The sequence below is a fragment of the Devosia sp. Leaf420 genome, assembly GCF_001425445.1.
Classification (GTDB): Bacteria; Pseudomonadota; Alphaproteobacteria; order Rhizobiales; family Devosiaceae; genus Devosia.
This window is the reverse complement of record NZ_LMQU01000011.1, coordinates 75,424-98,504: the sequence shown is the minus strand read 5'-3', so window position 1 is coordinate 98,504 and position 23,081 is coordinate 75,424. Positions and strand designations below refer to the sequence as shown.

Sequence of the window (23,081 nt, the reverse complement as noted above, 5' to 3'; positions counted from 1 at the left end):
TGCGCTTGTCGCGCCTTGAATTTAGCCGAGGTCTGAGGCTTCGCGACCGCGGGTGATTTGGGAGATGGTGATTGCCAGGATCAGCGCGCCGCCATTGAAGACATTGGTGACCCAGAGCGGAATGCCGAGCATGGAAAGGCCGGTAATGCCGGTCGCGAGGAAATAGACGGCGACCAGCGTGCCCCAGGGATTGAAGCGTCCCGGCTGGATGGTGGTGGCGCCGAGGAATGCGGCGGCAAAGGCGGGGAGCAGGAAATTCAGGCCCGAATAGGGATCGGCCGAACCCAGCACGCCTGCATAGAGAATGCCGGCAGCCGAGGCGAGAACGCCCGACATGACCAGGGCGCCGACGCGCACGCGATTGACGGCGATGCCGTTGAGCCGGGCAACTTCACGCCCGCGCCCGACGAAGAGCAGCTTTCGCCCGAGGGGGGTGTAATCGAAAATGTACCACATGATCAGCGCGGCGGCCAAAGCGTAGTAGAAAGCGTAGGGAATGCAGAAGAGGCGATATCCGACTGCGGCCATGATCAGGTTGTTGTCGATGCCGCCAATGGTCGAGGAGTTGGTCATCCATTGCACGGCGCCACTCATCAGCGAGGTAGAGCCAAGGGTGACGACCAGCGAGGGCACGCGGAAATAGATGATGAAGAGCGCGTGGAAGAGCCCAACCAGCACACCCATGGCCAGAACGATGCAAAGCACGAGGCCGATCGGCATCTGGTGCCAGACATTGAGGACGCCGATAGTCGAGGCGGAGAGCGTCAGCGTCGCGCCGACGGAGAGGTCATAGTCGCCTGCCGTCAGCGGAATGATGATCGCCAATGCCAGCAAGGCTGCCGGGGCATAGGAGGCGAACATGATCGAAAAATTGCCCCAGTTAAAGAAGGCCGAGGGCATCGCGGCGCTGAAGAGGCCGATGATAACAACCCAGACCAGCAGCAAGGCGATGCGCTCGAACTGGCGCGTGAGATTGACTGCGGGCTTGGCGGCGGACGGGGTGGAGAGGGCGTCGGTCATGATGCAACCCGCGAAGATTGGGATGGGGTGGAAAGGGGCGCGGCTGTGGCGTAGCAGGCTTCGGAAATGCCATCCTTGGTGACGGCATCGCCCGAGATTTCGGTGCAGATGCTGCCCTTGGAAAAGACCAGAACACGATCGCAGATCTCGGCCAGCTGTTCGGCCTCCGAGCTGGCGCAGATAACCGACATGCCCTTGGCTGCAGCGGCGCGGAGCGCGGCAAAGATCTGCTGGCGGGTGCCGACATCGACGCCCTGGGTCGGTTCGTCGAGAAGCAGGAGGCTGGGCGAGCGGTTCATCCAGCGCGCGATCAGCACCTTTTGGGCATTACCGCCCGAGAGCGCCGAAAGTTTGAGGCCTGGATCATTGGGGCGCACTTCAAATGTCGTGCCCAGCGATTTGGCCTCGCGGACCATGGCGCCGTTGCGCAGGAACCCGCCGCGGAAAAAGCGGGAGACATCGGGCAGGAACATGTTGTCGACGATGGGCAGACTATCGACGCCGCTCGCGCCCTGGCGGTCACCAGGCAAAAGGGCAAAACCCATGTCGATGGCAGCCTTGGGCGAGAGCGTCTTCTGGTCGAACGCGTTGCCGCCTTCGATGGCGATCGTGCCGGAACGCGCAGGATGTGCGCCAAAGACGAGATAGGGCACTTCGGCATAGCCCGAACCGATGAGGCCGGTAAGCCCGAGGATTTCGCCCTTGCCCACATCGATGTCGGAAGGCTGCAGCATCTTGCCGGCGAGACCAGAAATGCGCGCATAGACCGGGCGGCTGATGGCGGGACCGGCGGGCCGCTCAGCCTTGGTGAGGCTGCGGCCGACGATCATCTTGACGATGGTCTCGTGCGTGGCGTCGGCGCGCTTCAATTCGCCAGCCATGACGCCGTCGCGGAGGACCGTGATTGAATCAGTGATTTCCATGACCTCGTCGATGTCATGGGAGATGAAGATAACGCTCGAGCCAGAGCGGGTGATCGAGCGCACCATATCAAAGAGCTGGGCCACGCCGGCCGCCGGGAGAAAGGGCGTCGGTTCGTCGAGGAGCACAAGGCCGGGGCGGCCGGTGACGGCGCGCGAAGCTTCGATTTCTTCGAAGGCGCGGACGATGGCGAGCAAAGCGCGCTGCACCGGAGTCAGGCGATCGACGCGCTCACTGGGGTCGATATCGAGGCCAAAGCGGGCCAGCGCCTGCCGGGTGGCGCGTTCTTCAGCAGACCAATTGATATAGGCGGACTTGGCCGCGGTCAGTGGCACGAGGCGCAGATTTTCCATCACCGTCAGCGACGGGATGAGACCGAGATTTTGATGCACGAAAGCCATGCCGAGCCGGCGATAATCGCCCGGCTTCAGAGGCAGGCTCACGCGTTCACCGTTGAATTCCAGCGTGCCGCCTTCATCGGGCGCGTGGAAGCCAGCGAGGATTTTGACGAGCGTCGATTTGCCGGAACCATTCTTGCCGAGAAGTCCATGGACCTCGCCGGGCATGACCTTGAACGAAACGTTCTGCAGCGCCTTGGCGCCGCCAAAGGTCTTGGAAATATTGGACACCGACAGCACCGGGAGCGCCTGAGGCGCCCCCGGATGGTTGGTCGGATCGGGGAGTGCGTGATCCGACAGTGCGGTCATTATTCGAGGCCCCAGAGCTTGCGGAAGCCAGACTTGTAGGCATCGCCATAGCCGGTATCGAACTGGGCCGGGGTGCCAGCTTCGGCAATGTTGTTCTTGTCGAAGATATAGAAGGGCACGTTGAGCGCGGTCGGGGTCGGAAGGCCGCAGGCGTCGCGGAGGTGGCCGTCGACCGTGGCATAGGCGATCCAGTCGAGGCTTTCCCCTATGTCCATATCGGCCAGACCCTGGGCGATATAGTCGAGCACGAAAGGCGTGCCATTGAAGGTCGCGAGCTTGACTTCGCCGGTCTTGCCGGCAAGGCGCAGCGCGGGGACGACGAACTGGCTCATGGAGTCATAGATCGGGATCACGACATTGATGTCGGGATTGGCCTGGACGGCAGTCTGCACGGCTGGCTGGATCTTGGTGCCCCATTCGGTCACGCCGACATTGATCTCGGTGACGATCTTGCAGTTCGGGCAATTCTCGGCGAGCTGCTTCTTGAAGTTTTCGACCAGAGGAATGGTCGGCGGCACGTCGGTCGAGATGACCAGAGCGACATTTGCCTTGCCTTCGGTCGCGACAGTCGACCAGTCAGCGAGGATCGTGCCGATTTCACCGAAGCCGATGGTCAGCGAGCTCGACACCACCGGGTGCTGTTCGAAGCTTGGGTCGTAGAAGTGCGAGGTCATGACCTTGACGCCGGCATCGCTGGCAGCCTGGAGCTGCGGGGCGACGGTGCCCGGATCGATACCCGAGATCAGGTCGATGATGTCGTATTTTTCGCGCGTTGCGAGTTCGATGCCCTGGACCCACTGGCTCGGCTGGCCCTGGTTTTCCCATTCGCGCACTTCGAGGCCAACTTCGGCGCCGGCCGCCTTCATGCGATCGATGATGCCCTTGAGAAAGGGATTGCCGCTATTGTTCGGGATCGACATCATCTTCTTGCCGGCCGAGCAGGCCTTGGCATCGAAGGCGTCACCCGGGGCAACGAATTCAGGCTTCGAGGTATATTTGGCGATATTTTCCTTGGCCCGAGCCAAGCCGTCGCTCGCCTCGTCTGCAGAGGCAGCCCCTGCAAAGCCAACAAGCATGGTCAAGGCGCCAACCGACGCGAGCAGCGCGCGTTTGTTCATGAGAGTCTCCCTGTATCCGGCCATCGAACCCCCCTCGGGCTATGACGGTGAATGCGTATTCATAGGAGCGCAACTCATTACCCAAGTCAATTCCCGTTCTAAAAATCTTTGGCGAGAATTCTTGTAGCGGCGAGCGGTTTTTGCAGGCGAGATGCACAGCAAGCGTGCAGGTTTACATTGAAACCCAGCGCGGCTGGGATTATCGATAGGGGAAGGGCGAGGAATGCATGCGCATTCTGACGGCAGGCCCCCGGAAAGAAAATTGATGGCGCGGAAAAGCTCCAGGTCAACTTCGTTCGATGTCGCCGCTTTAGCCGGCGTTTCTCAATCGGTGGTCTCGCGGGCCTTTACGCCCGGCTCGCGCATAGCGGACGAAACCCGCACCAAAGTGCTCGAAGCTGCGCTCAAGCTTAACTACGTCCCGAACTCCATTGCCAGCAGCCTGACGACGAAACGCACCAATATCGTTGCGCTGATCATCGGCAATCTCGACAATCCCTTTTACGTCCACGTCCTCCACACCTTTAGCCGGCGCCTCCAGGCGCAGGGGCGGCAGGTGCTGATCTTCACCGTCGAGCCGAATTCGGAAAGCGACGAGGCAATCATGCATCTCCTCAAATATCAGGTGGACGGCGTGGTCTTGACCGCGGCGCAACTTTCGACCCGCATGATCAGTCTCTGCCATGATCGCGGCATCCCGATCGTGCTGTTCAATCGCTACATTCCGGGCTCCGATGCGTCCGGCGTGCGCTGCGACAATGTCGCGGGCGGCGCCTTGATCGCCGAAGCCTTTTTGGCTGCGGGCGCGCAGAATTTTGCACTGATCACCGGCGATTTGAAGGGCACGACAAGTGGCGATCGTGTGCGCGGTTTCGTTGAGCGCCTGCTCGATGGTGGCGTAAAGCGCTCCCAGATCGTCGAGGTGCATGGGCATTCCTCCTATGAGGGGGCCTTCAACGCGACGATCAAGCTGATCCGCGACAAAAGCCGCGTGCGCCCCGACGCTTTGTTCGGGGTTAACGACATCATGGCCATGGGCGCCATCGATGCTTTGCGCCATCGCCTGGGTCTGCGCGTGCCGGAAGATCTGATGGTCGGCGGCTTCGACGATATCCCCGAAGGCCGCCGCGCGCCCTATCAGCTGACCACCGTGAGACAGCCGATCGAGCAGATGGTCGATGAAACCCTGTCCATCCTCCATCTCGACGATCCGACCGAGCCAATTCCGCGTGGCATTGACCGGCCGATCAAGGGGCGTCTGATCTGGCGTAGTTCGATCCCCGTGCCACCAGCCTATCGGGGCGAAGCGGATGCCGCGAAAAACGAAGACGAGAGATGAAAACGGGGCCTTTCGGCCCCGTTCGCTTATTCCGCTGCTTGGCGTTCCGGCGGCGTGTAGCCGAAGTCGAAAGCTGGCGGCTCGCCGCGCTCTTTCTTGGTGGCGTCGCGCAGCTTGGCCGTGGCTGCGAGGTCTGCCTCATTGTCCTCGGTCAGGATGACGCCATAGGATTTCTCCGCCTGTTCGCGAGAGACGAGGCCATAGCGCACGTCGCGGGCGACGATCTCGGCGGCGCGTTCCAGCGGATCGCCCCAGCCACCGGAACCGGCGGTCTTGAACACGACGCGGTCGCCGGGATTGACCTTGAGATTGTCGATCTTGGACGGGATGCGGGTCGGTTCGGTTTCGCCGTTCTTGATCACCCATTTGCTCGATGTGCCGCCGTGAAGGCCGCCATTGATGCCCCAGGGTGGCACGACTTCGCGGTCGTCATGGATCGAGACCTGGCCCCTTTCGAGCAGGCGATAGACCTTTTCGATCCCGGCGCCACCTCGATGAAGGCCGGGACCACCGGAATCCTGGATCGGCTGATAGCGCTCGATGAGAACGGGATAGTAGTTCTCGATATATTCGATGGGGGTCGCCGAAAAGAGCGGCCACCAGGCGTGACCGTCGAAGCCATCACCCTTTGGTCGTCCCGGCACCCCGCCGAACAGCAATTCCATGAGCTGGAAGTACTTGTTGTCCTTGTCGGTGCCCGAGAAGATGAAGTGCGGGCTCGTGCCATAGCCGGCAGCCATTGAAAGCTGCGGCACGAACTTGCCGAGCGCGCCGGCCTGGCAGTCGAAGAAGCGCGTATGGGTGTTGAGGCGGTTCGAAAGGGCTGCCGGGAAGCGCGGATTTAGCAGGCTTCCTTCCGGCAACACGATCTCGAACAGGTCATAAAAACCTTCGTTGAACAGCACCGAAGGGTCGAACGACATGATCATATAGACGCCGAAGAAGAGCTTGCAGAGCCCTTCATGGATATGGAAGTTGATCGGGCCTTCCGCCTGCGCATCCGTCCCGGTCCAGTCGAACACGGCCACATCGCCGCGACGGGAAATGGTCAGCGTCATCTTGAACGGGCCATTGCCGAGGCCATCGTCATCGACATAGTCGGTGAAGCTTACCGGCTCTTCCGGAATGTACTTCCGAATGACGACGCGCATGGCTTCGCGGGTGCGGGCCAAAAGCATGTCGCAAGCGGTCATATAGGTCTCGCGGCCAAAACGGTCGCAGAGTTCCTTGACGCGGGTGCCGGCCGTCCGACAGCCGGCGATCAGCGCCATGAGGTCGGCCCGGTTCATGTCCGGCGTGCGCGAATTGTTGAGCATGATGTCGAGGACACCCTGGTTCAATTCGCCCTTGGAGTAGATCTTGACCGGTGGGACGCGAAGGCCTTCTTCCCAGATGGTTCGGGCATTGGCGGGCATCGAGCCCGGTACGGTGCCGCCGACATCGACCATGTGGCCGAAGATCGAGGAGAAGCCCACGAGAACCTTCTCGTGGAAGATGGGCAGCATCACGCACCAGTCATTGTTGTGCGAGATCGAGCCCTTCGAGGCATAGGGGTCGTTCCAGACGAAGATATCGCCTTCGTTCACGTCGCCGCCGAACTTTTCGACGACGGAGGGAATGTAGGAGCCGAACTGGCCGACGATCATCTGGCCGCGTTCGTTGCAGATCATCGGGAATTCGTCGTGCTGCTCGCGGATCACCGGCGAGAGCGAGATGCGTACGACGACGCCGTCCATTTCATAACGGGCGTTCTTGAGGGCGTTCTCGATGATGTCGAGGGTGATCGGATCGACGGTGGTTGTGTCGGTTGCGTTGGTCATGGCGCTCAATTCCCCTTCGAAACGGGCCAGATCAGGATATTGCCGTGCGCATCGATCTCGGCATAGTGCGCCGGGAGAAGCACGGTCGTGGTGTCATATTGCCGGATGATTGCCGGGCCTTCGACGCGCGAGCCGACGCCAAGCCTGTTGCGGTCATAATGGACCGTGTCCTGCCAGGCGCCGTTGAAATAGCCCGGGCGCGTCTCGATGATCGCGGCTTTCACGTCGGTCGAGGCGGCTTCGGCGAAGGACTCTTCCACGGGCTCCGTGGCGCCGCGGGCAACGACGCGCATGGCGACGAGTTCGACCGGAACGGTGAAGCGCACGCCATAGAGGCGTTCGTGGATATCGTGGAAATCAGCGAGCGTCTGCGTCAGCGCGCCCTTGTTATGGACGTCTGCAGCGCTGACCGGCACCGCCACTTCAAAGCCCTGCTGCTCATAGCGAAGATCGAGTGAATAGGTGATCGAGGCATCGGCCTCTGTCACTTCCTGCTCGGTCAGCCAAGTCTGCGCCTTGGCTTCGAGTTCGGCGAAACGGCTCCAGACTTCGGCTGGGTCAAGGCCCACGGTCGAGCGGATATAGGTCTGCACGAATTCGTTGCGGAAATCAGCTTCGAGGAAGCCGAGTGCACAGAGCACGCCTGGATTCGGCGGCACTAGCACAGGATAGCAGCCCAAAAGTTCGGCCATGGCATTGCCGTGAAGCGGGCCGGCGCCGCCAAAAGCGACGAGGCCGAATTCACGCGGGTCGAGACCGCGCTGCACCGTGATGACGCGGAGCGCGCCGAGCATGACTTCATTGGCGATATCGATGATGCCCTTGGCCGCGTCTTCGGGCGAAAGGCCGATCTGCTGGCCGACATTGGCAACGGCCTTGCGGGCGCCTTCGACGTCGAGCTTCATTTCGCCACCGAGCAGCACGGGCGGCAGATAGCCGAGCACCACATTGGCGTCGCTCACGGCCGGTTCCGTGCCGCCACGCCCGTAGGAGACCGGACCTGGACGAGCGCCAGCACTGCGTGGGCCGACGCGGAGCGAGCCGGTCAGTTCGGAAACGTCGGCGATCGAACCGCCGCCCGCGCCAACGCTGCGCACGTCGAGCGTCGGCACCTTGGCCGGGAACATGCCGACTTCGGTCGAGCGCGAAATGGTGGCTTCACCGTCAATGATGACGGCAACGTCGGTCGACGTGCCGCCCATGTCGAAGGCGAGCAGTTTCGGGAAGCCCGAGCGGCGCGACAGCATCATGGTCGATGTAACGCCACCGGCAGGGCCGGACAGCACGGTATGCACCGGACGTTCCGAGGCTGCCGCGGCGCTCATCAAACCGCCATCCGAGCGGACGATATGAAGGCGCGCGGTGACGCCATTGTCGGCCAGGCGATCTTCGATGCGCGAAAGGTAACGCTTCATGATCGGGCGGACATAGTCGTTCATCACCGTGGTGATGGCGCGGTCATATTCGCGGAATTCGGGGAGGATTTCCGACGAAAGCGAGACCGGGATATCGGGGAAACGCTGGGCTACGATATCGCGCAATTGGCGCTCATGGGCGGCATTGGCATAGGAGTGCATCAGCGAGATGGTCAGCGCCTCGATGCCCGAGGAGCAGAGATCGTCGATGAGCGCGGTGGCCGCCGCCACATCGAGTTCGCGGACAACTTCGCCGCGCGCATTCATGCGCTCGGGAATGCCGCGGGTATCGGCAAGCGAGGCCAATGGATCAGGCTTTTCCATATTGATCCAGCCAAAGAGCGGACCCGGGGTCCAGGCCTTGGCGAGATGGAGCGTATATTCAAAGCCCTCGGTGACGAGGAGCCCGACGCGCGAGCCCTTGCCTTCGAGCACCGCATTGGTGGCGACAGTTGTGCCGTGCAGGATCAGGTCGATATCGGCGGGCGAAATACCGGCCTTCTCGCAGATCAGCTTCACGCCTTCGACGACGCCGATCGACTGATCTTCGGGCGTTGAAGGGGTCTTGGCCTGAAAAGTTCGCCGGCCTTTCTCATCGTGAAGGAGCAGGTCGGTGAAAGTACCGCCAACGTCTACGCCCAATCTCATAATTCATCCCTTGTCTTAGTCTTCCCCGTCACGCATGCACCCTCATCCAATTGGATATTGCATGCGCATTCACACCAGCATAGATTGGGGTTCGACATCTTCGCAAGTGCAAAGATTGCGGGCCTCTCCAGATTCTTGGACTGGCCTGCAGAGGCTGCACCACTACACTTCATGAATAGGGTTTCCTGGTCTCGGCGGGGCTATGAGCGCACTCACTCTCTATGACAAGGTTTGGCAGCAGCACGTCGTCAAGGACTATGACGACGGCACCAGTCTGCTTTACATCGATCGACATCTCGTGCAGGAGGTTTCGAGCCCGCAGGCCTTTGCTGGCCTTGTGGCGGAAGGCCGGAATCTCGTGCGTCCTGCGGCTCATATCGCCGTTGCGGACCATGCGGTCCCGACCCGGTTGCGCCATCTGCCGCTGCCTGATGGCCTGGCCTCGCGCCAGGTTTCGCGGCTTGAAGCCAACTGCGAGCGCTTCGGTGTCCACTATATTGGCATGAACGACAACCGGCATGGTATCGTCCATGTCATCGGGCCGGAGCTGGGCTTTACGCTACCCGGCATGACGCTGGTTTGTGGCGATAGTCACACCTCGACCCACGGGGCCTTCGGCGCCATTGCCTTCGGCATCGGCGCCAGCGAGTGTGAATGCGTATTCGCAACGCAGACCCTGCGGCAGAAGAAACAAAAGACCATGCGCGTGACGCTCAATGGCGCGCTGCAGCCGGGTGTCGCCGTCAAGGATATCATCTTGGCGCTGATCGCCAAGATCGGTACCAATGGCGGCGTCGGCCACGCCATCGAATATGCCGGGCCGGCAATTGCGACGCTTTCCATGGAAGCGCGCATGACACTGTGCAACATGTCGATCGAGGCGGGCAGCCGCGTTGGCATGGTCGCGCCAGACCAGACGACACTCAACTATGTGCGCGGCCGCAAGCTGGCGCCGACGCCGGACATGCAGGCCGCAGCTGAAGCGCACTGGCTGAGCCTCCGCAGCGATGCCGATGCTAGGTTCGATCGTGAAGTCGAGCTCGATGTTTCCGCGCTCGTGCCGCACGTCTCCTGGGGCACAAATCCCGGCGAAACGGCGCCCGTTTCCGACCGCATTCCCGATCCAGCGCTCGAGGCCGATCCGGTGCGTCGCGCCAAGATGGAGCGAAGCCTAAAATACATGGCGCTCGAACCGGGAATGAAGCTCGACGAAATCGCCATTGATCGCGTTTTTATCGGCTCCTGCACCAATGGCCGCATCGAGGATCTTCGTCTTGCCGCTAAGGTGGTCGAGGGCCGGCATGTGGCGTCCACGGTCGCCGGCATTGTCGTGCCGGGTTCCGCCACCGTGCGGATTCAAGCCGAAGCGGAAGGGCTCGACCGCATCTTCAAGGATGCCGGTTTCGAATGGCGCGATTCAGGTTGCTCGATGTGCGTCGCCATGAACGATGACCGCCTCGCGCCCGGCGAGCGGTGCGCGTCGACCTCGAACCGGAATTTTGAGGGGCGGCAAGGGCAGGGTGGTCGGACCCACCTGATGAGCCCGGTCATGGCCGCCGCTGCCGCGATCTCGGGCCATCTCGTCGATGTGCGCACGCTGGGGAAATCAGCCTGATGGAAAAATTCGTTACCCTCACCAGCGTCGCGGCCCCTTTGCCCGAAGCCGATGTCGATACCGATATCATCTTTCCCGCCCGCTTCCTCCTGCTGCTCGACAAGGCTGGCCTCGGCAAGCATCTCTTCCACGAGCGTCGGCACCGGCCGGACGGCACGAGCACGGATTTCGTCCTCAACGTTCCTCTGTTCAACGAGGCCAAGATCCTCGTGGCGGATGCCAATTTCGGTTCGGGATCGAGCCGCGAACAGGCTGTGTGGGCGCTGGCCGATTTCGGCATTCGCTGCGTCATCGCCCCAAGCTTTGGCGAAATCTTCTATTCCAATTGCTTCAAGAACGGCGTTCTTCCCATCGTCATCACTGGCGAGGCCCATGCCAATGCATTGGCAGCGGCTGCTAGCGGCGAGCCGTTCTCGATAGATCTCGAGCGGCAGACGGTCACCCTTCCCAATGGCCCCTCACTGTCTTTCGAGATCGATCCATACCGGAAGGCGGCGCTGATGCTCGGTCTCGACGAGATCGGCGAAATCCTCGCGCAGGATGCCGATGACATCGCCGCCTTCGAAAAGCGCCATCGCGCCTCTCAGCCTTGGCTGTTCCTCGACGATGGCCGACTCGACTCTCTCTTCAGCCAGACGGACAAAGCATGACCGAGCAAGACCTGTCACAGAATTATAAGGGCGCCTTCGGCAAGCGCATCGGTTTCGGCAAGAAGCCGGCGCTGATCATGATCGATTTCGTCGAGGCCTATTTCGACCCCAGCTGCTCGCTCTATGCCGGCACCGAAAGTGCCCTCGAAAGCGGTTTACGCCTCCAGGCCGTAGCGCGCGAAGTCGGCGTGCCGGTGATCTATACCAACGTCGTCTACAACAAGACGGCGCTCAATGGCGGCCGCTTCTATCAGAAGTCGATGACGCTCCATCATTTCCTGGAAGGCAGCCCCATGGGCGCCTGGCCGAAGGGGCTTGTGCCGGGCGAAGATGAGCTCGTCATCTCCAAGCAATATGCCAGCGCCTTCTTCGGCACCTCGCTCGCCTCGACGCTGACCTCGCTTGGGGTCGACACCCTCATTCATACCGGCGTGTCGACCAGTGGCTGCATCCGCGCCACCTGTGTCGACTGCAATTCACACGGCTTCATTCCGATCATCGTGCGCGAGGCTGTGGGTGATCGTCATCCGGCCCCGCACGAAGCCAACCTGTTCGACATGGACGCCAAATATGGCGACGTCGTCTCCGAAGCCGAAACCATTTCATATCTCAGAAATCTAGGACGAAATTTATGAGCAAGCCCTCCCTCAAGGCCGCTCTGGCCTCCGGTCAGTTTGTGGTCGCCCCCGGTATCCACGACATGATCACCGCCGTGGTCAGCAATAAGGTCGGCTTCGATTTCGTCTATGCCTCGGGCTATTGGATGACAGCCTCGGCCTATGGTTTGCCCGATGCTGGCATTGCCAGCTACACCCAGATGCTCGACCGCGTCGCTACCCTCTGCCGCACCGCCAATGCTGCGGTCATCGCCGATGCCGATACCGGCTATGGCGGGCTTCTCAATGTGCACCACACCGTGCGCGGCTTTGAAGAGGCCGGCGTCACCGCCATTCAGATCGAAGATCAGGAATTCCCCAAAAAGTGCGGCCACACGCCGTTCAAGCGCGTCGTGCCGATGATCGACATGGTGGAAAAGGTCAAGGTTGCCGTCGAAGCGCGTCGCAATCCGGAGACCCTGATCATTGCCCGCACCGACTCCCGCCAGACCGATGGCTTTGAAGGCGCGCTCAAGCGCGGCATTGCCTATGGCGAAGCCGGTGCCGATATTGTCTTCCTCGAAGCGCTTGAAAGCGAACAGGAAATGCGCGATGCCTGCGCCCGTGTCAGTAAGCCGATGATGGCCAATATGGCCGATGGCGGCAAGACGCCGATCCGCTCCAAGGCCGAACTCGCCGATATCGGCTATAAGCTCGCGATCTTCCCCTCGGCCACCGGCCTTGCCGCCGCCGCCGCTGCCGAAAACGCGCTGCAGGTTCTCAAGAACGAAGGCACGTCCAATTCGCCGAACTCAAAACTATTCAATTTCGGCGAATTCAACACGCTGATTGGGTTTGAAGAAGTCTGGGACTTCGAGCGTCGCTGGGCCCGCCCCAACACGACGGCTGCCGAATGAGCACCGTCGCCTGTATCGGTGCCGGCACGGTCGGCCGCGCCTGGGCCGTGGTCTTCGCCCGGGCCGGTTACGATGTCAGGCTCTATGACGCCATAGGCGGCGAAGTCGCGCGCACCGCCATCCCTGGTGCGCGCCGCACGCTTGAGCTTCTATCGGAGAACGGGCTTCTCAAAGAAGACGTCGACACGGTGGTCAGCCGCATCAGCGCCGCCAGCTCGATTGCCGAAGCGGTAGCCGATGTCGTCTTCGTCCAGGAAAGCGTACGGGAGGACGTCGCCGTCAAGCGGGAGGTTTTTGCCGAGATCGCCGCCCATGCTCCGGCCGACGCCATTCTCGCCTCCTCGACCTCGGCAATCCCCGGCTCGGATTTTCTGGGTCACTTTGCCCATCCCGAACGCGCCCTCGTCGTCCATCCGGTCAATCCACCATCCCTCATCCCGCTGGTCGAACTCTGCGGCACGCAATGGACGGCGCCCGAAACCGTCGCCAAAGCCCGGGCCCTCATGACCGAAGCCGGCATGCGGCCGATCGTGCTCAAGAAAGAAATCGACGGCTTCATCCTCAATCGCCTGCAGTTCACCCTCGTTGCCGAGGCGCTGCATCTTGTTGGCGAGGGCTACTGCACCCCTGAAGATGTCGACGCGGTCCTCACTGTTGGCCTCGCGCTCCGCTGGGCCTCCATCGGCCCCTTCGAGGTCGCCCACCTCAATGCCCCTGACGGTTTTCAGGGCTTCATTGACCGCCTCGGCCCGATGATGCGCCGCATGGGCGAAGCGGCGCGAACCGATTACGATTGGACGCCGGAGCAGATCGCATCAGCGCATGCGGAACTTGCCGAGCGCGTACCGATTGACTCCATTGCCGATCGCCAGGCCTGGCGCGATCGGCAAATCCTGGCGCTCCGCCAGCTCAAGCAGAAGCAGTAGATTTAGGATTTGATCATGACCACCCGTTCGCTCGCCCTCAAGGACCAGTCGCTCCTCGTCGACAAAGCCCTCGTTGGCGGCAAATGGGTGGCCGCGCCCGATGGCGCCAAGATCGACGTCACCGACCCATTCGATGGCGCTGTCATCGGCACCGTCCCGAGCCTTGGCGTCGATGTTCTGCGTCAGGCGATCGATGCCGCGCATGAGGCCCAGCCCGCCTGGGCCGCCAAGACCGCCAAGGAGCGTGCACAAATCCTGCGGCGCTGGTTCGATCTCATCATCGCCAATGCCGATGATCTCGCCCTGATCCTCACCAGCGAACAGGGCAAGCCGCTGGCCGAGGCCAAGGGCGAGATCATAAGCAATGCCGGCTATATCGAGTGGTTCGCCGAAGAGGCCAAGCGCATTGACGGCGACATCATTCCTGGCGCCAGTCCCAACCAGCGCATCCTGGTGCTCAAGCAACCGGTCGGCGTCTGTGCTGCCATCACGCCCTGGAATTTCCCGAACGGCATGATCACCCGCAAGGCCGGCCCGGCGCTCGCCGCCGGCTGCACGATGATCCTCAAGCCAGCCTCGCAGACCCCGCTCTCGGCCCTCGCCCTCGCCGTGCTGGCCGAACGCGCCGGCGTGCCTGCGGGCGTCTTCTCCGTGGTCACCGGCTCTGCAAAGCCCTTCGGCCAGGAATTCTGCACCAATCCAAAGATCGCGAAAGTCACCTTCACCGGTTCGACCGAAGTCGGCCGCTGGCTGATGCGCGAGGCGGCTGGTGGCATCAAGCGTCTGTCGCTCGAACTCGGCGGCAATGCCCCATTCATCGTCTTCGACGACGCCGATCTCGATGCTGCGGTCGATGGCGCCATGCTTTCAAAGTTCCGCAATGCCGGCCAGACCTGCGTCTGCGCCAACCGCATCTATGTGCAGGAAAGCGTCGCCGGGGCCTTCGCCGAAAAACTCGTCGCCAAGGCCCGCGCTCTCCAACTCGGCCACGGCACCGAGCCCGGCGTCACCCAAGGTCCACTGATTGATGGCAAGGCTGTCGAGAAGGTCGAGCAACACGTCGCCGATGCTCTTGAAAAGGGCGGGCGTTTGCTTCTCGGCGGCAAGCGTAGTGCGCTCGGCAGCACCTTCTTCGAGCCGACCGTCATCGCCGACGTCACCCAGTCCATGCTCGTCGCCAAGGAAGAAACCTTTGCGCCCCTCGCGCCGATCATCACCTTCAAGGACGAAGCCGACGTCATCGCCAAGGCCAATGACAGCGAATTCGGCCTCGCCTCCTATTTCTACGCCCGCGATATGGGCCGCATCATGCGCGTCGCCGAAGGCCTCGAAGCCGGCATGGTCGGGGTCAATACGGGCGCCCTCGCCAACGAAATGGCCCCCTTCGGCGGCGTCAAGCAATCCGGCCTTGGCCGCGAGGGCTCAAGATACGGCATCGAGGGCTACCTTGAAATCAAGTACGTTTGCCTTGCAGGAATTTGAGGGCAGGTCTCGGCTCTGGCGACACTGAAGTCGCCGTCAGAGCCAGCCCCAGATGAGCGATTTGCGTTGTCTTCAGGCGCCCAAATCCACAACCCAACCAAACCTCTGCGGAGCACTTGACACTGTTCCGTTCCCCGTCTAGTACGACCCCGCAAGCGTGACTTCGGTCGCTGCGTTGTGGCGGAGTAGCTCAGTTGGTTAGAGCAGCGGAATCATAATCCGCGTGTCGGGGGTTCAAATCCCTCCTCCGCTACCAGAACACCCCAATCATCATTCACCTGTAGCTGACGTCTATACATAAACCTGTGTCCGGTTTGCGCGGGGAATAAGCCCAGCGGTGACGCTGGGCTTGTGTTTGCTAGATACTACCCTGAACCGAGTGCAATCTTGCATAAACGCCTTCAGCGGCCATGAGTGTATCATGGGTGCCGTCTTCAACGATGCCGTCTTCCGTCAGGACCAGAATACGGTCGGCGTGGCGGACAGTAGAAAGTCTATGGGCAATGACCAGCATGGTTCTGCCCTTCGAAAGTCCAAGAAGGGCCTGCTGCACGGCACGCTCGCTTTCATTGTCGAGTGCTGACGTGGCCTCGTCGAAGATCAGCACTGAAGGATTTTTGAGGAAGGCGCGGGCGATGGTCAGCCGCTGCTTTTGCCCGCCCGACAGTTTTACCCCTCTTTGCCCTACGTCGGTCTCATAGCCCTGGGGGAGTGCCATGATGAAATCGTGCGCATTGGCTGCCTTGGCTGCCATGACGACCTCCGCCTGGGACGATTTAGGCCGCCCATAAAGCAGGTTATCCCAAATCGTGCCGCCGAAGAGGTAGACATCTTGCTGCACGAGGCCAATGTTGCGCCTGAGGTCGGCAAGTCGGATATCGCGCACATCTCGCCCGTCCAGGGTTACCTGCCCCTGTTCGACATCGTAAAAGCGCGGCACCAAGCTGCACAAAGTACTTTTGCCTACGCCCGAGGGTCCGACCAAGGCGACGAACTCGCCTGGCTCTATGGTCAGGGACAGGTCGCGAAGCACCGGTTCGCCTGATCCCTCATAGCGGAAACCGACAGCCTCGAAGCTGATCCGTCCCTTTAGGGTGCCTACCGGTTGAGCCCCTGGGCGGTCAGCAATCGCCGGCTCTTCCTCGAGCAATTCCATGGCCCTGTTGAAGCCGGTATATCCCTCCTGCCAAAGCCGGGTGAAATTATCCATCCGCCGCAGCGGATCGGTCAACACGCCCAGGGTCAGCAGCAGGACCAAAAGATTTCCAGCAACAAGTTCTCCGGTAACGACCCGCATGGCGCCGAGGAGAATGACGACAACAGTCAGGAACTGGTTGAACCCCTCCATCCCTGACCACAGCATAGCCTCACTCCGGTAACCGTCCCGCCGACTCTCCAAAAACAACTGGTTCTCGGTATCGAAACGGCGCAACTCGTCCCTTTCATTGCCGAAGGACTGGACGACGCGAATACCGCCCAGGACGTCTTCGACGCGCTCATTGACGCTCGCTATCTGCTCCTTGCTGACCACAAGCGCATGCTTCATCCGTCCATTGAAATAGAGGGCATAAACGAGCGCAAAAGGGACGATTGCGGCAACAACGGCTGCAATCAGCGGGTCGATCCAGATCAAAACCGCCATAGCGCCGGCAAGCTTCAGGACGCCGATCAAAGCGTCTTCCGGCCCATGGTGAAAAAGCTCACCGAGCCAGAGCGAGTCATTGGTGATCCGGCTCATCAATTGGCCGGTCCGCTGACGATCGTAAAAGCTGAACGACAGGTTCTGGCAGTGCTCGAACAGATCCCGACGCACTTGCGCTTCGATACGCGCGCCCATGACGTGACCTTTATAGTCGACGAAATAGACGGCGAGGATCTGTAACAGGAAGGCGGCCAACATGATGGCGCCGAAGCCGGCCAGTTGCCCGAAGGCATCTTGGGACTGGAGCAATTCGGGTAGGCGGAGAATGATGACGTTTGTTGTCACCGGCAGCGCAACTGCAGCGGCAGCGACCAGCACGGCCGCGCCGACGACCGCCGAGAACAGTGGCAGATGAGGCCGATAGTATGACGTGAAGCGCCGAAACCGAGAACGGGCTTTGTCCCGCGCGATAGTCTGTTCAGCGCTTGATTTGAGAAATGAAAAAAGGCCGCGGCTAGTGGCTTTTTGCGCGCGCTTGGCCCCGTTGGGAGATTGGGAATGCATGAACGGTCATGTCCTGTTGCAGACGAAGTGCGAATGTGTCGGACATGACGGTTTTCATTCTGATCTCCCTAAAGATTGGGACAAAGCTAACGCCGGCCGGGGCGGAACTGCAACCAGGCGCTCTTGGTAAATGCCGACAGTGATGCTTTTGCCACGGGACACATCGGGACACATCGGCACCACGCCTCCGAGAACTCTTTTAGTCTATAAAGTTTGTAGATATAAATTTCTTTCTGCCGTCTCCAACCGGCAAACTGTGCTCCCTGGCGATATCGTGCGCGGTCCGGGAGCGGGCTAGGGTAGGGGACAAGCGTCATATGGGCGCGTCAGATGGGGAGAGGCCCTTTGTCGATCATCGATATTGCAAGCTTCCGGCCGGCTCAAAGGGCTGAAGTGGAAGACAGCGCTTTCAAATTGGCCATGCGCAATCTGGCCGGGGCCGTCAGCGTCATAACCGTCGGCACGGGAAGCAATCGCACCGGTTTTACCGCAACGTCTGTCTCTTCATTTTCCGCTGAACCGCCGACCATACTCGTCAGCCTCAACAAAACGTCGTCCTCCTGGCCCATCCTGCGCGATGCCGCATCGTTTGCCTGCAATATTCTCAGCGACGGTCAGAGCCCCGTCGCCGATCGCTTTGCGGGCAAGGGTGGCATCAAGGGCAATGATCGTTACGTTGGCTGGGAGTGGGACCGGCTCGAGAGTGGCGTTCTGGGTCTCCAGTCGGCATTGGCTGTGCTCGATTGCGACGTTGACGAGATTATCGAACGTCATACGCATGCGCTGGTCTTTGGGCGCGTACGCCATGTCGAGGTGACGACCTCGGAGCAGCCGCTCCTCTATTGGCGTGGCCAATATCAGCAGCTTCTGCCTAATTTCGATCCGTTCAGAAGCTAAGCGTTACGCCTAATTCCGATGCCCGCGCCCTGACAAGGACGCGGGTTCGATGCCTGTTTGATCCTGGCAGCCTCTTGCTCTACAGCCAGCCTTTGCGCTTGAAATAGAGGAACGGCACCAGCGCTGAAAGCGCCATGAGCCCGATTGCCCAAGGATAGCCGAGGGTCCAATTAAGCTCAGGCATGATCGCAAAGTTCATGCCGTAAATGGATGCGACCAGCGTTGGCGGCAGGAAGACGACGGCTGCGACCGAGAAGATCTTGATGATCTGGTTCTGCTCGAGATTGATGGCGCCTAGCGTTGCATCGAGCAGAAACCCGAGGCGTGCCGACAGCGCCCGCGCATGCTCACCGAGCGAGAGCGCATCGCGCTGGATCAGCCGCACGAGGTGCCGGCTTTCCCTGTCGTCATTGGTCTCGTCCGCAGCCGCATAGTAGGCCGTGAGCCGCGCAATACTGACGAGGCTCTCCTGCACCATAGTGAGCAGTTCGGCTTTGTGTCCGATCAGCGAGATGACGTTCTCGAGGTCATGCGTCTTTACATTGGCTTTGGTCTTGGCCTGCGCCGTCTTGAAGATGCTGCGCGACAAACCGTCGGTCTCGTTGCCGATCCGCTCCAGCGCATCCGCGGTGCGATCGATCATGGCTTCGATCAGGCCCAGCATGATTTCCTCGCCCGACTTGTGCGGGGCGCCTTTGGGCCGCTGCGCGCGGTTCATATAGGCAAGGAATGGCTTTGGCTCGGCATAGCGCACCGTGACCAGCGTCTGATCCTTGAGGATGAAGGTGATCGGGGTCTTGATCGGCTCATCGGTGTCGAGCTTGGCAAGGGCGGTCAGCGTCATGAAGAGCGCGCCGTTCTCGGCATAGAGCCGGGCCGAAAGCTCGATCTCTTCCATTTCGGCGCGGCTTGGCACTTCCACGTCTAGCATGTTCTCGACCTGGTTCACTTCGTCGGCGGTTGGCGAAATCAGGTCCAGCCAAATGGGCAGGCTGGTGCTCTTGTCCATGTCGAATGGCACAAGTTTATCGTCGGTACGCGTGTAGATGCGCAGCATGGCAGTTCCTCAATGCAGGCTCATGGGCCCGCGGGAACTGACCTCGTCAGATCCTTCAGGCCCTGCGGCAGTGTCGAATTCGACTTCGACTGTCGGGGTTCATGATCTTTCTCTTTCAAAGAAGACGCCGGGCGTCTCGCTGCTCAAATGCGCTCTTCGACAGCGTCTGTCAACGCATGCATTCGTGCCGTGGTGAACCGGCCCCCGAGGGCCGGCCGCCAGGATTATTTCGCCGTGGCCGGCACCTTGCCGGAAGCGGCCAGGGCGCGAACCAGTTCACTTTGTGAATAGGGCTTGATCAGCACCTGTGCGTCGGGCTGATCCTTGATCGCAGATGTATCTCCGGTCGCAAAAACCAGCTTCAAGTCGGGCCGTTTCGCCTTGGCCTGCCGCGCCAGTTCAACACCTGAAATGCCGGGCAAGTTGATATCAGTCACGAGAATATCGACCGGCGCGGTGTCCAGTGCGGCCACCGCTTCTTCAGCGCTTCCCGCTGCAACCACGAGATAGCCGGCCTCTTCAAGCAAATCCGCCGTTGAGAAGCGGATGAGTGCATCGTCTTCAACCAAAAGTACCGTGCGTTTGGTCGTGACGACAGGACGCCCTCCCTCAGTCGGGATAGGATTTTCCGCCTTCAAATCAGAGAGTGGTTTGCCCTTTTCTCCTTTGCCGAGAACCTGACGGAATTTCCAGGCCAGGGCTTCGCGCGTGTACGGCTTTGAAAGGAGGTCGACGCCTGCATCGAGCCGGCCACCATGGACGATCGAGTTCTCGGTATAGCCTGAGGTAAAGAGCACCGCGATATCGGGCAGCCGCTCGCGCGCCTTGCGCGCCAGTTCCGGGCTCTTGAGCGTGCCGGGCATCACGACGTCGGTGAAAAGAATATCAATCGGCATGCCACTCTCAATGACATTGAGAGCGCTCGCTGCGTCCACGGCCTTGAGCACGCGATAGCCGAGATCGGTCAGCATTTCGACGACCGTCGCGCGCACTTCATGATCGTCCTCGACCACGAGCACGGTTTCAGTACCACCGATGATCGGTCCGGTGCTCGCCACCACTTCCACGTCTTCGCTTTCGAGCGCACGGGGGAGGTAGAGCTTGATGGTCGTGCCGAGGCCAACCTCGGAATAAATCTTTACATGGCCGCCGGATTGCTTGGTGAACCCGTAGACCATGGAGAGCCCGAGCCCTGAGCCCTTGCCTTCGCCCTTGGTCGAGAAAAACGGCTCGAACACCTTATCGATGATGTCGGGAGACATGCCCGAGCCGGTGTCGCTGACGGCCAGCATCACATATTGCCCCGGCGTCACTTCATCATGGGAGCGCGCATAATCATCGTCGAGGTGAGCATTGCCAAGCTCGATGGTGAGCTGGCCCTGTCCATCCATGGCGTCGCGCGCATTGATGGCAAGGTTGAGGAGGGCATTTTCGACCTGAACAGGGTCGATGAAAGTGTTCCAGAGCCCGCCGCTGACGACGGTCTCGACTTCGATCGCTTCGCCGATGGCGCGGCGCAGCATGTCGTCCATATCGCGCACGAGGCGGCTGATATTGGTGACCTTTGGCTCAAGCGCCTGCCGTCGGCCAAAAGCCAGGAGTTGCGAGGCGAGTTTTGATCCGCGTGACACACCTGCCATTGCATTGGCGATACGCCGTTCGGCGCGTTCATTGCCCGCAATATCTTTGGCGAGAAGCTGAAGATTGCCCGAAACGACCTGCAGCAGATTATTGAAATCGTGCGCGACGCCACCGGTCAATTTGCCGACGGTTTCCATTTTCTGAGATTGCGCCAGTTTTGCTTCCGCTCGGCGACGCTCGTCGATTTCAGAAATGACGCGCGCTTCGAGATCTTCGTTGAGCTGGCGCAGGGCATTCTCTGCTGCGCGGCGATGGGTGATATCGGTGTGAACGCCGATCCATTCGATGATCTCGCCGCCGGCATCTAGAATTGGCACGGCGCGGATCGCAAAGGTGCGCCAGACCCCGCTCTTCTCGCGCACCCTGTGCTCGTGGACATACATGGACTTGGCCGCAACGGCGTCGTTCCAGGTTTGCACCGAGCTATCCTGATCGTCGGGATGCACGGCGTTTGACCAGCCGAAATTTTGATAGTCGTCAAAGCTCTGCCCGGTGAGCTTGGCCCAGCCCGGCTGCTCGCCCAGCATCCGGCCATCGGCACTATTGGTCCAGAGCACGCCGTGGACGGCATCCATGGCCGCGCGGAAGCGACCGACGCTCGCAGCCAGATTGCGCTGCAAAGCAACCTGCTCGGTCTGGTCGATCACGGTACACATGACGCCATTGACCGTGCCAAAGTCGTCGTAGACCGGGGTGTAGTGGAGGTCGAACGTATAGGTTTCGGCACCCGCTGCATTGTTGAGGGTGATTGGAACGCTGCTGTGCGAAATACGCTCGCCCGTTCGCGTCCGCTCGATGATGCCGCGATTGAAGTCCCAAACCTCGGGCAGAGCGGTCGCCACGGACTGTCCCAAGGCGATGGGATGCCGCTGGTCGATGATGGGCGCATAGGCGTCATTATAGAACATCAAATGTTCCGGGCCCCACATCAGCACCTTGGCGACGGGGGAATTGACGATATTGACTACTGTAGCTCGAAGCGCGTGGGGCCATGTGTCGACCGGGCCGAGCGAGGTTTTCGTCCAATCGATCCCGCGGATCAGCGCGCCACAGGCGCCGCCATCAACAGGCCAGTTGACCGTGGAAACCGTGCTCGATCCCACACGCAACTGCCGCAGGGCCGCAGCGAGAAGGTCGCCCTCGGAACTATAGCGCCCCTCGGCCAATTGGCTCGATACAAAGGCCTCCAGATCGGCGGGCAGGGCGAGGGTGCGGGATGGTGCGTTGGTCATAGTCCTTACATACGCCCTGCTTTGGAAAAAAAGCGATAGAAATTGTCAGTGCTCGCCTTTGCAAGCACATCAATTTCAATCCCGCGAAGCGCTGCGAGAAGTGTGGCGGTGGTTAGAAGATTTGCCGGCTCGTTGCGGTCGCCTTCAAGCGGCGCGGGTACCATCGAGGGCGAGTCGGTCTCAAGAAGTATTCTTTCCATGGGTACGCGCTGGGCAGCGTGCCGAATGTGCTCGTTATCCCTGTAGGTGAGTAAACCGCCAAAGCCGAAATACCCCCCAAGGTCGAGCGTTGTTTCGAGGAGCAATGGTCCGCCCGAAAAGGCATGAACGACGAAGGCAAAGGGCTTTTTCGACATGGCTGCACGGAGCATTTCCGACATGGTGTCGTCCTCGCGCACCGAGTGAATGACGAGCGGCAAACCGGTCTGTTGAGCCGCTTCTATATGGGCAGCGAAGACGCGCTTCTGTGTGTTCCAATCCGCATTGCCGTAAAGGCGATCAAGGCCAGCCTCGCCTATGCCGATCACCTTTGGATGCCGTGTCAGCGTTATGATCTCTTCGGCAGTAACATCCGCTTCCTCATCGGCCATATGGGGCAGCGTACCGACGGTGCAAAAGACATTGGGGTAGCGCTCGGCTATGGCGATCACGCGCGCCGCACTTCGAACGCGAATGCCAATATTCACATAGGCGTCGATCCCGGCCGCTTTTGCCCGCGCCATAACCGCCTCGCGGTCTTCAGCAAAGTCATCGAAATCAAGATGCAGGTGGCTATCGACAAACACGGCGAACCTCGGAACGGCAGGGCGGCAATAGCTAGCACGTGGGTTTCCTTACGGAAAATACCCAGGATCGGTTCATTCGCAGTCGATGA

General features: G+C 60.6%; 17 protein-coding genes and 1 tRNA gene. 9 read left to right on the top strand and 9 right to left on the bottom strand.

The genetic code is table 11. From position 1 onward, the window contains the following. Positions 1 to 21: 21 nt before the first annotated feature. The 3 genes from ASG47_RS11405 to ASG47_RS11395 are packed head-to-tail and all read right to left on the bottom strand — an operon-like array spanning position 22 to position 3,766. Positions 22 to 1,020: an ABC transporter permease gene (locus tag ASG47_RS11405; protein ID WP_061909089.1), complete on the bottom strand. Its 999-nt coding sequence runs from the start codon at positions 1,018 to 1,020 to the stop codon at positions 22 to 24. Further along, positions 1,017 to 2,648: a sugar ABC transporter ATP-binding protein gene (locus tag ASG47_RS11400; protein ID WP_061909087.1), complete on the bottom strand. Its 1,632-nt coding sequence runs from the start codon at positions 2,646 to 2,648 to the stop codon at positions 1,017 to 1,019. The genes ASG47_RS11405 and ASG47_RS11400 overlap by 4 nt, the downstream gene beginning before the upstream one ends. After that, positions 2,648 to 3,766, bottom strand: a complete 1,119-nt coding sequence (locus tag ASG47_RS11395) for a sugar ABC transporter substrate-binding protein (RefSeq protein ID WP_082511703.1) — start codon at positions 3,764 to 3,766, stop codon at positions 2,648 to 2,650. The genes ASG47_RS11400 and ASG47_RS11395 overlap by 1 nt, the downstream gene beginning before the upstream one ends. A gap of 265 nt (positions 3,767 to 4,031) precedes the next feature. Here ASG47_RS11395 and ASG47_RS11390 point away from each other — a divergent pair, with 265 nt between their 5' ends. Then, positions 4,032 to 5,105: a LacI family DNA-binding transcriptional regulator gene (locus ASG47_RS11390; protein WP_061909085.1), complete on the top strand. Its 1,074-nt coding sequence runs from the start codon at positions 4,032 to 4,034 to the stop codon at positions 5,103 to 5,105. Positions 5,106 to 5,131: 26 nt separating this feature from the next. Here the strand turns inward: ASG47_RS11390 and ASG47_RS11385 are convergent, their stop codons facing one another. Together ASG47_RS11385 and ASG47_RS11380 are read right to left on the bottom strand one after the other, a co-directional pair. Beyond that, the gene (locus tag ASG47_RS11385; protein ID WP_061909083.1) at positions 5,132 to 6,925 is read right to left on the bottom strand and encodes a hydantoinase B/oxoprolinase family protein; all 1,794 of its coding nucleotides are present in this window, start codon (positions 6,923 to 6,925) and stop codon (positions 5,132 to 5,134) included. A gap of 5 nt (positions 6,926 to 6,930) precedes the next feature. Continuing rightward, positions 6,931 to 8,988, bottom strand: coding sequence for a hydantoinase/oxoprolinase family protein (locus ASG47_RS11380; RefSeq protein WP_061909081.1), 2,058 nt, complete (start codon positions 8,986 to 8,988; stop codon positions 6,931 to 6,933). A 202-nt stretch (positions 8,989 to 9,190) separates the two neighbouring features. Between ASG47_RS11380 and leuC the strand changes: the two genes are divergently transcribed. The 7 genes from leuC to ASG47_RS11345 all read left to right on the top strand — a co-directional run bounded on the left by leuC (position 9,191) and on the right by ASG47_RS11345 (position 15,430). Beyond that, positions 9,191 to 10,603 carry a 3-isopropylmalate dehydratase large subunit gene (gene leuC, locus ASG47_RS11375; protein ID WP_061909079.1) on the top strand — a complete coding sequence of 471 codons (1,413 nt, stop codon included), beginning with the start codon at positions 9,191 to 9,193 and terminating at the stop codon, positions 10,601 to 10,603. Further along, entirely contained in the window at positions 10,603 to 11,253 is a 651-nt protein-coding gene (gene leuD, locus ASG47_RS11370) for a 3-isopropylmalate dehydratase small subunit (RefSeq protein WP_061909077.1), read from the top strand. Before leuC ends, leuD begins: the two co-directional genes overlap by 1 nt. After that, positions 11,250 to 11,888 (top strand): isochorismatase family protein, encoded by a 639-nt coding sequence (locus ASG47_RS11365; protein WP_061909076.1) that lies wholly within the window; start codon positions 11,250 to 11,252, stop codon positions 11,886 to 11,888. The genes leuD and ASG47_RS11365 overlap by 4 nt, the downstream gene beginning before the upstream one ends. Continuing rightward, positions 11,885 to 12,766 (top strand): isocitrate lyase/PEP mutase family protein, encoded by an 882-nt coding sequence (locus ASG47_RS11360; protein ID WP_061909074.1) that lies wholly within the window; start codon positions 11,885 to 11,887, stop codon positions 12,764 to 12,766. The genes ASG47_RS11365 and ASG47_RS11360 overlap by 4 nt, the downstream gene beginning before the upstream one ends. Continuing rightward, positions 12,763 to 13,692 carry a 3-hydroxyacyl-CoA dehydrogenase gene (locus ASG47_RS11355; RefSeq protein ID WP_061909072.1) on the top strand — a complete coding sequence of 310 codons (930 nt, stop codon included), beginning with the start codon at positions 12,763 to 12,765 and terminating at the stop codon, positions 13,690 to 13,692. The genes ASG47_RS11360 and ASG47_RS11355 overlap by 4 nt, the downstream gene beginning before the upstream one ends. Positions 13,693 to 13,707: 15 nt before the next feature. After that, positions 13,708 to 15,174, top strand: a complete 1,467-nt coding sequence (locus tag ASG47_RS11350; RefSeq protein WP_061909070.1) for an NAD-dependent succinate-semialdehyde dehydrogenase — start codon at positions 13,708 to 13,710, stop codon at positions 15,172 to 15,174. A 179-nt stretch (positions 15,175 to 15,353) separates the two neighbouring features. Then, a tRNA-Met gene (locus ASG47_RS11345) sits at positions 15,354 to 15,430 on the top strand. A gap of 102 nt (positions 15,431 to 15,532) precedes the next feature. Here the strand turns inward: ASG47_RS11345 and ASG47_RS11340 are convergent. Then, positions 15,533 to 17,380: an ABC transporter ATP-binding protein gene (locus ASG47_RS11340; RefSeq protein ID WP_082511702.1), complete on the bottom strand. Its 1,848-nt coding sequence runs from the start codon at positions 17,378 to 17,380 to the stop codon at positions 15,533 to 15,535. Between the two features lie 345 nt (positions 17,381 to 17,725). On the opposite strand from ASG47_RS11340, the gene ASG47_RS11335 reads away from it, so the two are divergent. After that, a complete protein-coding gene (locus tag ASG47_RS11335; RefSeq protein WP_244483994.1) occupies positions 17,726 to 18,277 on the top strand; it encodes a flavin reductase family protein in 552 nt (183 codons plus the stop codon). 79 nt (positions 18,278 to 18,356) lie between these two features. Here ASG47_RS11335 and ASG47_RS11330 read toward each other — a convergent pair whose 3' ends face one another. The 3 genes from ASG47_RS11330 to ASG47_RS11320 form a co-directional block, all read right to left on the bottom strand. Further along, on the bottom strand, positions 18,357 to 19,334 hold the full coding sequence (locus ASG47_RS11330) for a magnesium transporter CorA family protein (RefSeq protein ID WP_061909066.1): 978 nt from the start codon (positions 19,332 to 19,334) through the stop codon (positions 18,357 to 18,359). Positions 19,335 to 19,558: 224 nt separating this feature from the next. Next, complete coding sequence (locus ASG47_RS11325) at positions 19,559 to 22,207, bottom strand: response regulator (RefSeq protein ID WP_082511701.1); 2,649 nt, start codon at positions 22,205 to 22,207, stop codon at positions 19,559 to 19,561. A gap of 5 nt (positions 22,208 to 22,212) precedes the next feature. Further along, positions 22,213 to 22,992, bottom strand: a complete 780-nt coding sequence (locus ASG47_RS11320) for a TatD family hydrolase (protein ID WP_061909064.1) — start codon at positions 22,990 to 22,992, stop codon at positions 22,213 to 22,215. Between the last annotated feature and the right edge of the window lie 89 nt (positions 22,993 to 23,081).

What these genes read in the sequence shown, in the direction of transcription:
- ASG47_RS11350 (WP_061909070.1), top strand. Translation starts at nt 13,708, where the DNA reads ATGACCACCCGTTCGCTCGCCCTCAAGGACCAGTCGCTCCTCGTCGAC.
- ASG47_RS11355 (WP_061909072.1), top strand. Translation starts at nt 12,763, where the DNA reads ATGAGCACCGTCGCCTGTATCGGTGCCGGCACGGTCGGCCGCGCCTGG.
- ASG47_RS11400 (WP_061909087.1), bottom strand. Translation starts at nt 2,648, where the DNA reads ATGACCGCACTGTCGGATCACGCACTCCCCGATCCGACCAACCATCCG.
- ASG47_RS11360 (WP_061909074.1), top strand. Translation starts at nt 11,885, where the DNA reads ATGAGCAAGCCCTCCCTCAAGGCCGCTCTGGCCTCCGGTCAGTTTGTG.
- ASG47_RS11405 (WP_061909089.1), bottom strand. Translation starts at nt 1,020, where the DNA reads ATGACCGACGCCCTCTCCACCCCGTCCGCCGCCAAGCCCGCAGTCAAT.
- ASG47_RS11340 (WP_082511702.1), bottom strand. Translation starts at nt 17,380, where the DNA reads ATGCATTCCCAATCTCCCAACGGGGCCAAGCGCGCGCAAAAAGCCACT.
- ASG47_RS11385 (WP_061909083.1), bottom strand. Translation starts at nt 6,925, where the DNA reads ATGACCAACGCAACCGACACAACCACCGTCGATCCGATCACCCTCGAC.
- ASG47_RS11365 (WP_061909076.1), top strand. Translation starts at nt 11,250, where the DNA reads ATGACCGAGCAAGACCTGTCACAGAATTATAAGGGCGCCTTCGGCAAG.
- ASG47_RS11380 (WP_061909081.1), bottom strand. Translation starts at nt 8,988, where the DNA reads ATGAGATTGGGCGTAGACGTTGGCGGTACTTTCACCGACCTGCTCCTT.
- leuC (WP_061909079.1), top strand. Translation starts at nt 9,191, where the DNA reads ATGAGCGCACTCACTCTCTATGACAAGGTTTGGCAGCAGCACGTCGTC.
- leuD (WP_061909077.1), top strand. Translation starts at nt 10,603, where the DNA reads ATGGAAAAATTCGTTACCCTCACCAGCGTCGCGGCCCCTTTGCCCGAA.
- ASG47_RS11390 (WP_061909085.1), top strand. Translation starts at nt 4,032, where the DNA reads ATGGCGCGGAAAAGCTCCAGGTCAACTTCGTTCGATGTCGCCGCTTTA.
- ASG47_RS11330 (WP_061909066.1), bottom strand. Translation starts at nt 19,334, where the DNA reads ATGCTGCGCATCTACACGCGTACCGACGATAAACTTGTGCCATTCGAC.
- ASG47_RS11395 (WP_082511703.1), bottom strand. Translation starts at nt 3,766, where the DNA reads ATGAACAAACGCGCGCTGCTCGCGTCGGTTGGCGCCTTGACCATGCTT.
- ASG47_RS11325 (WP_082511701.1), bottom strand. Translation starts at nt 22,207, where the DNA reads ATGACCAACGCACCATCCCGCACCCTCGCCCTGCCCGCCGATCTGGAG.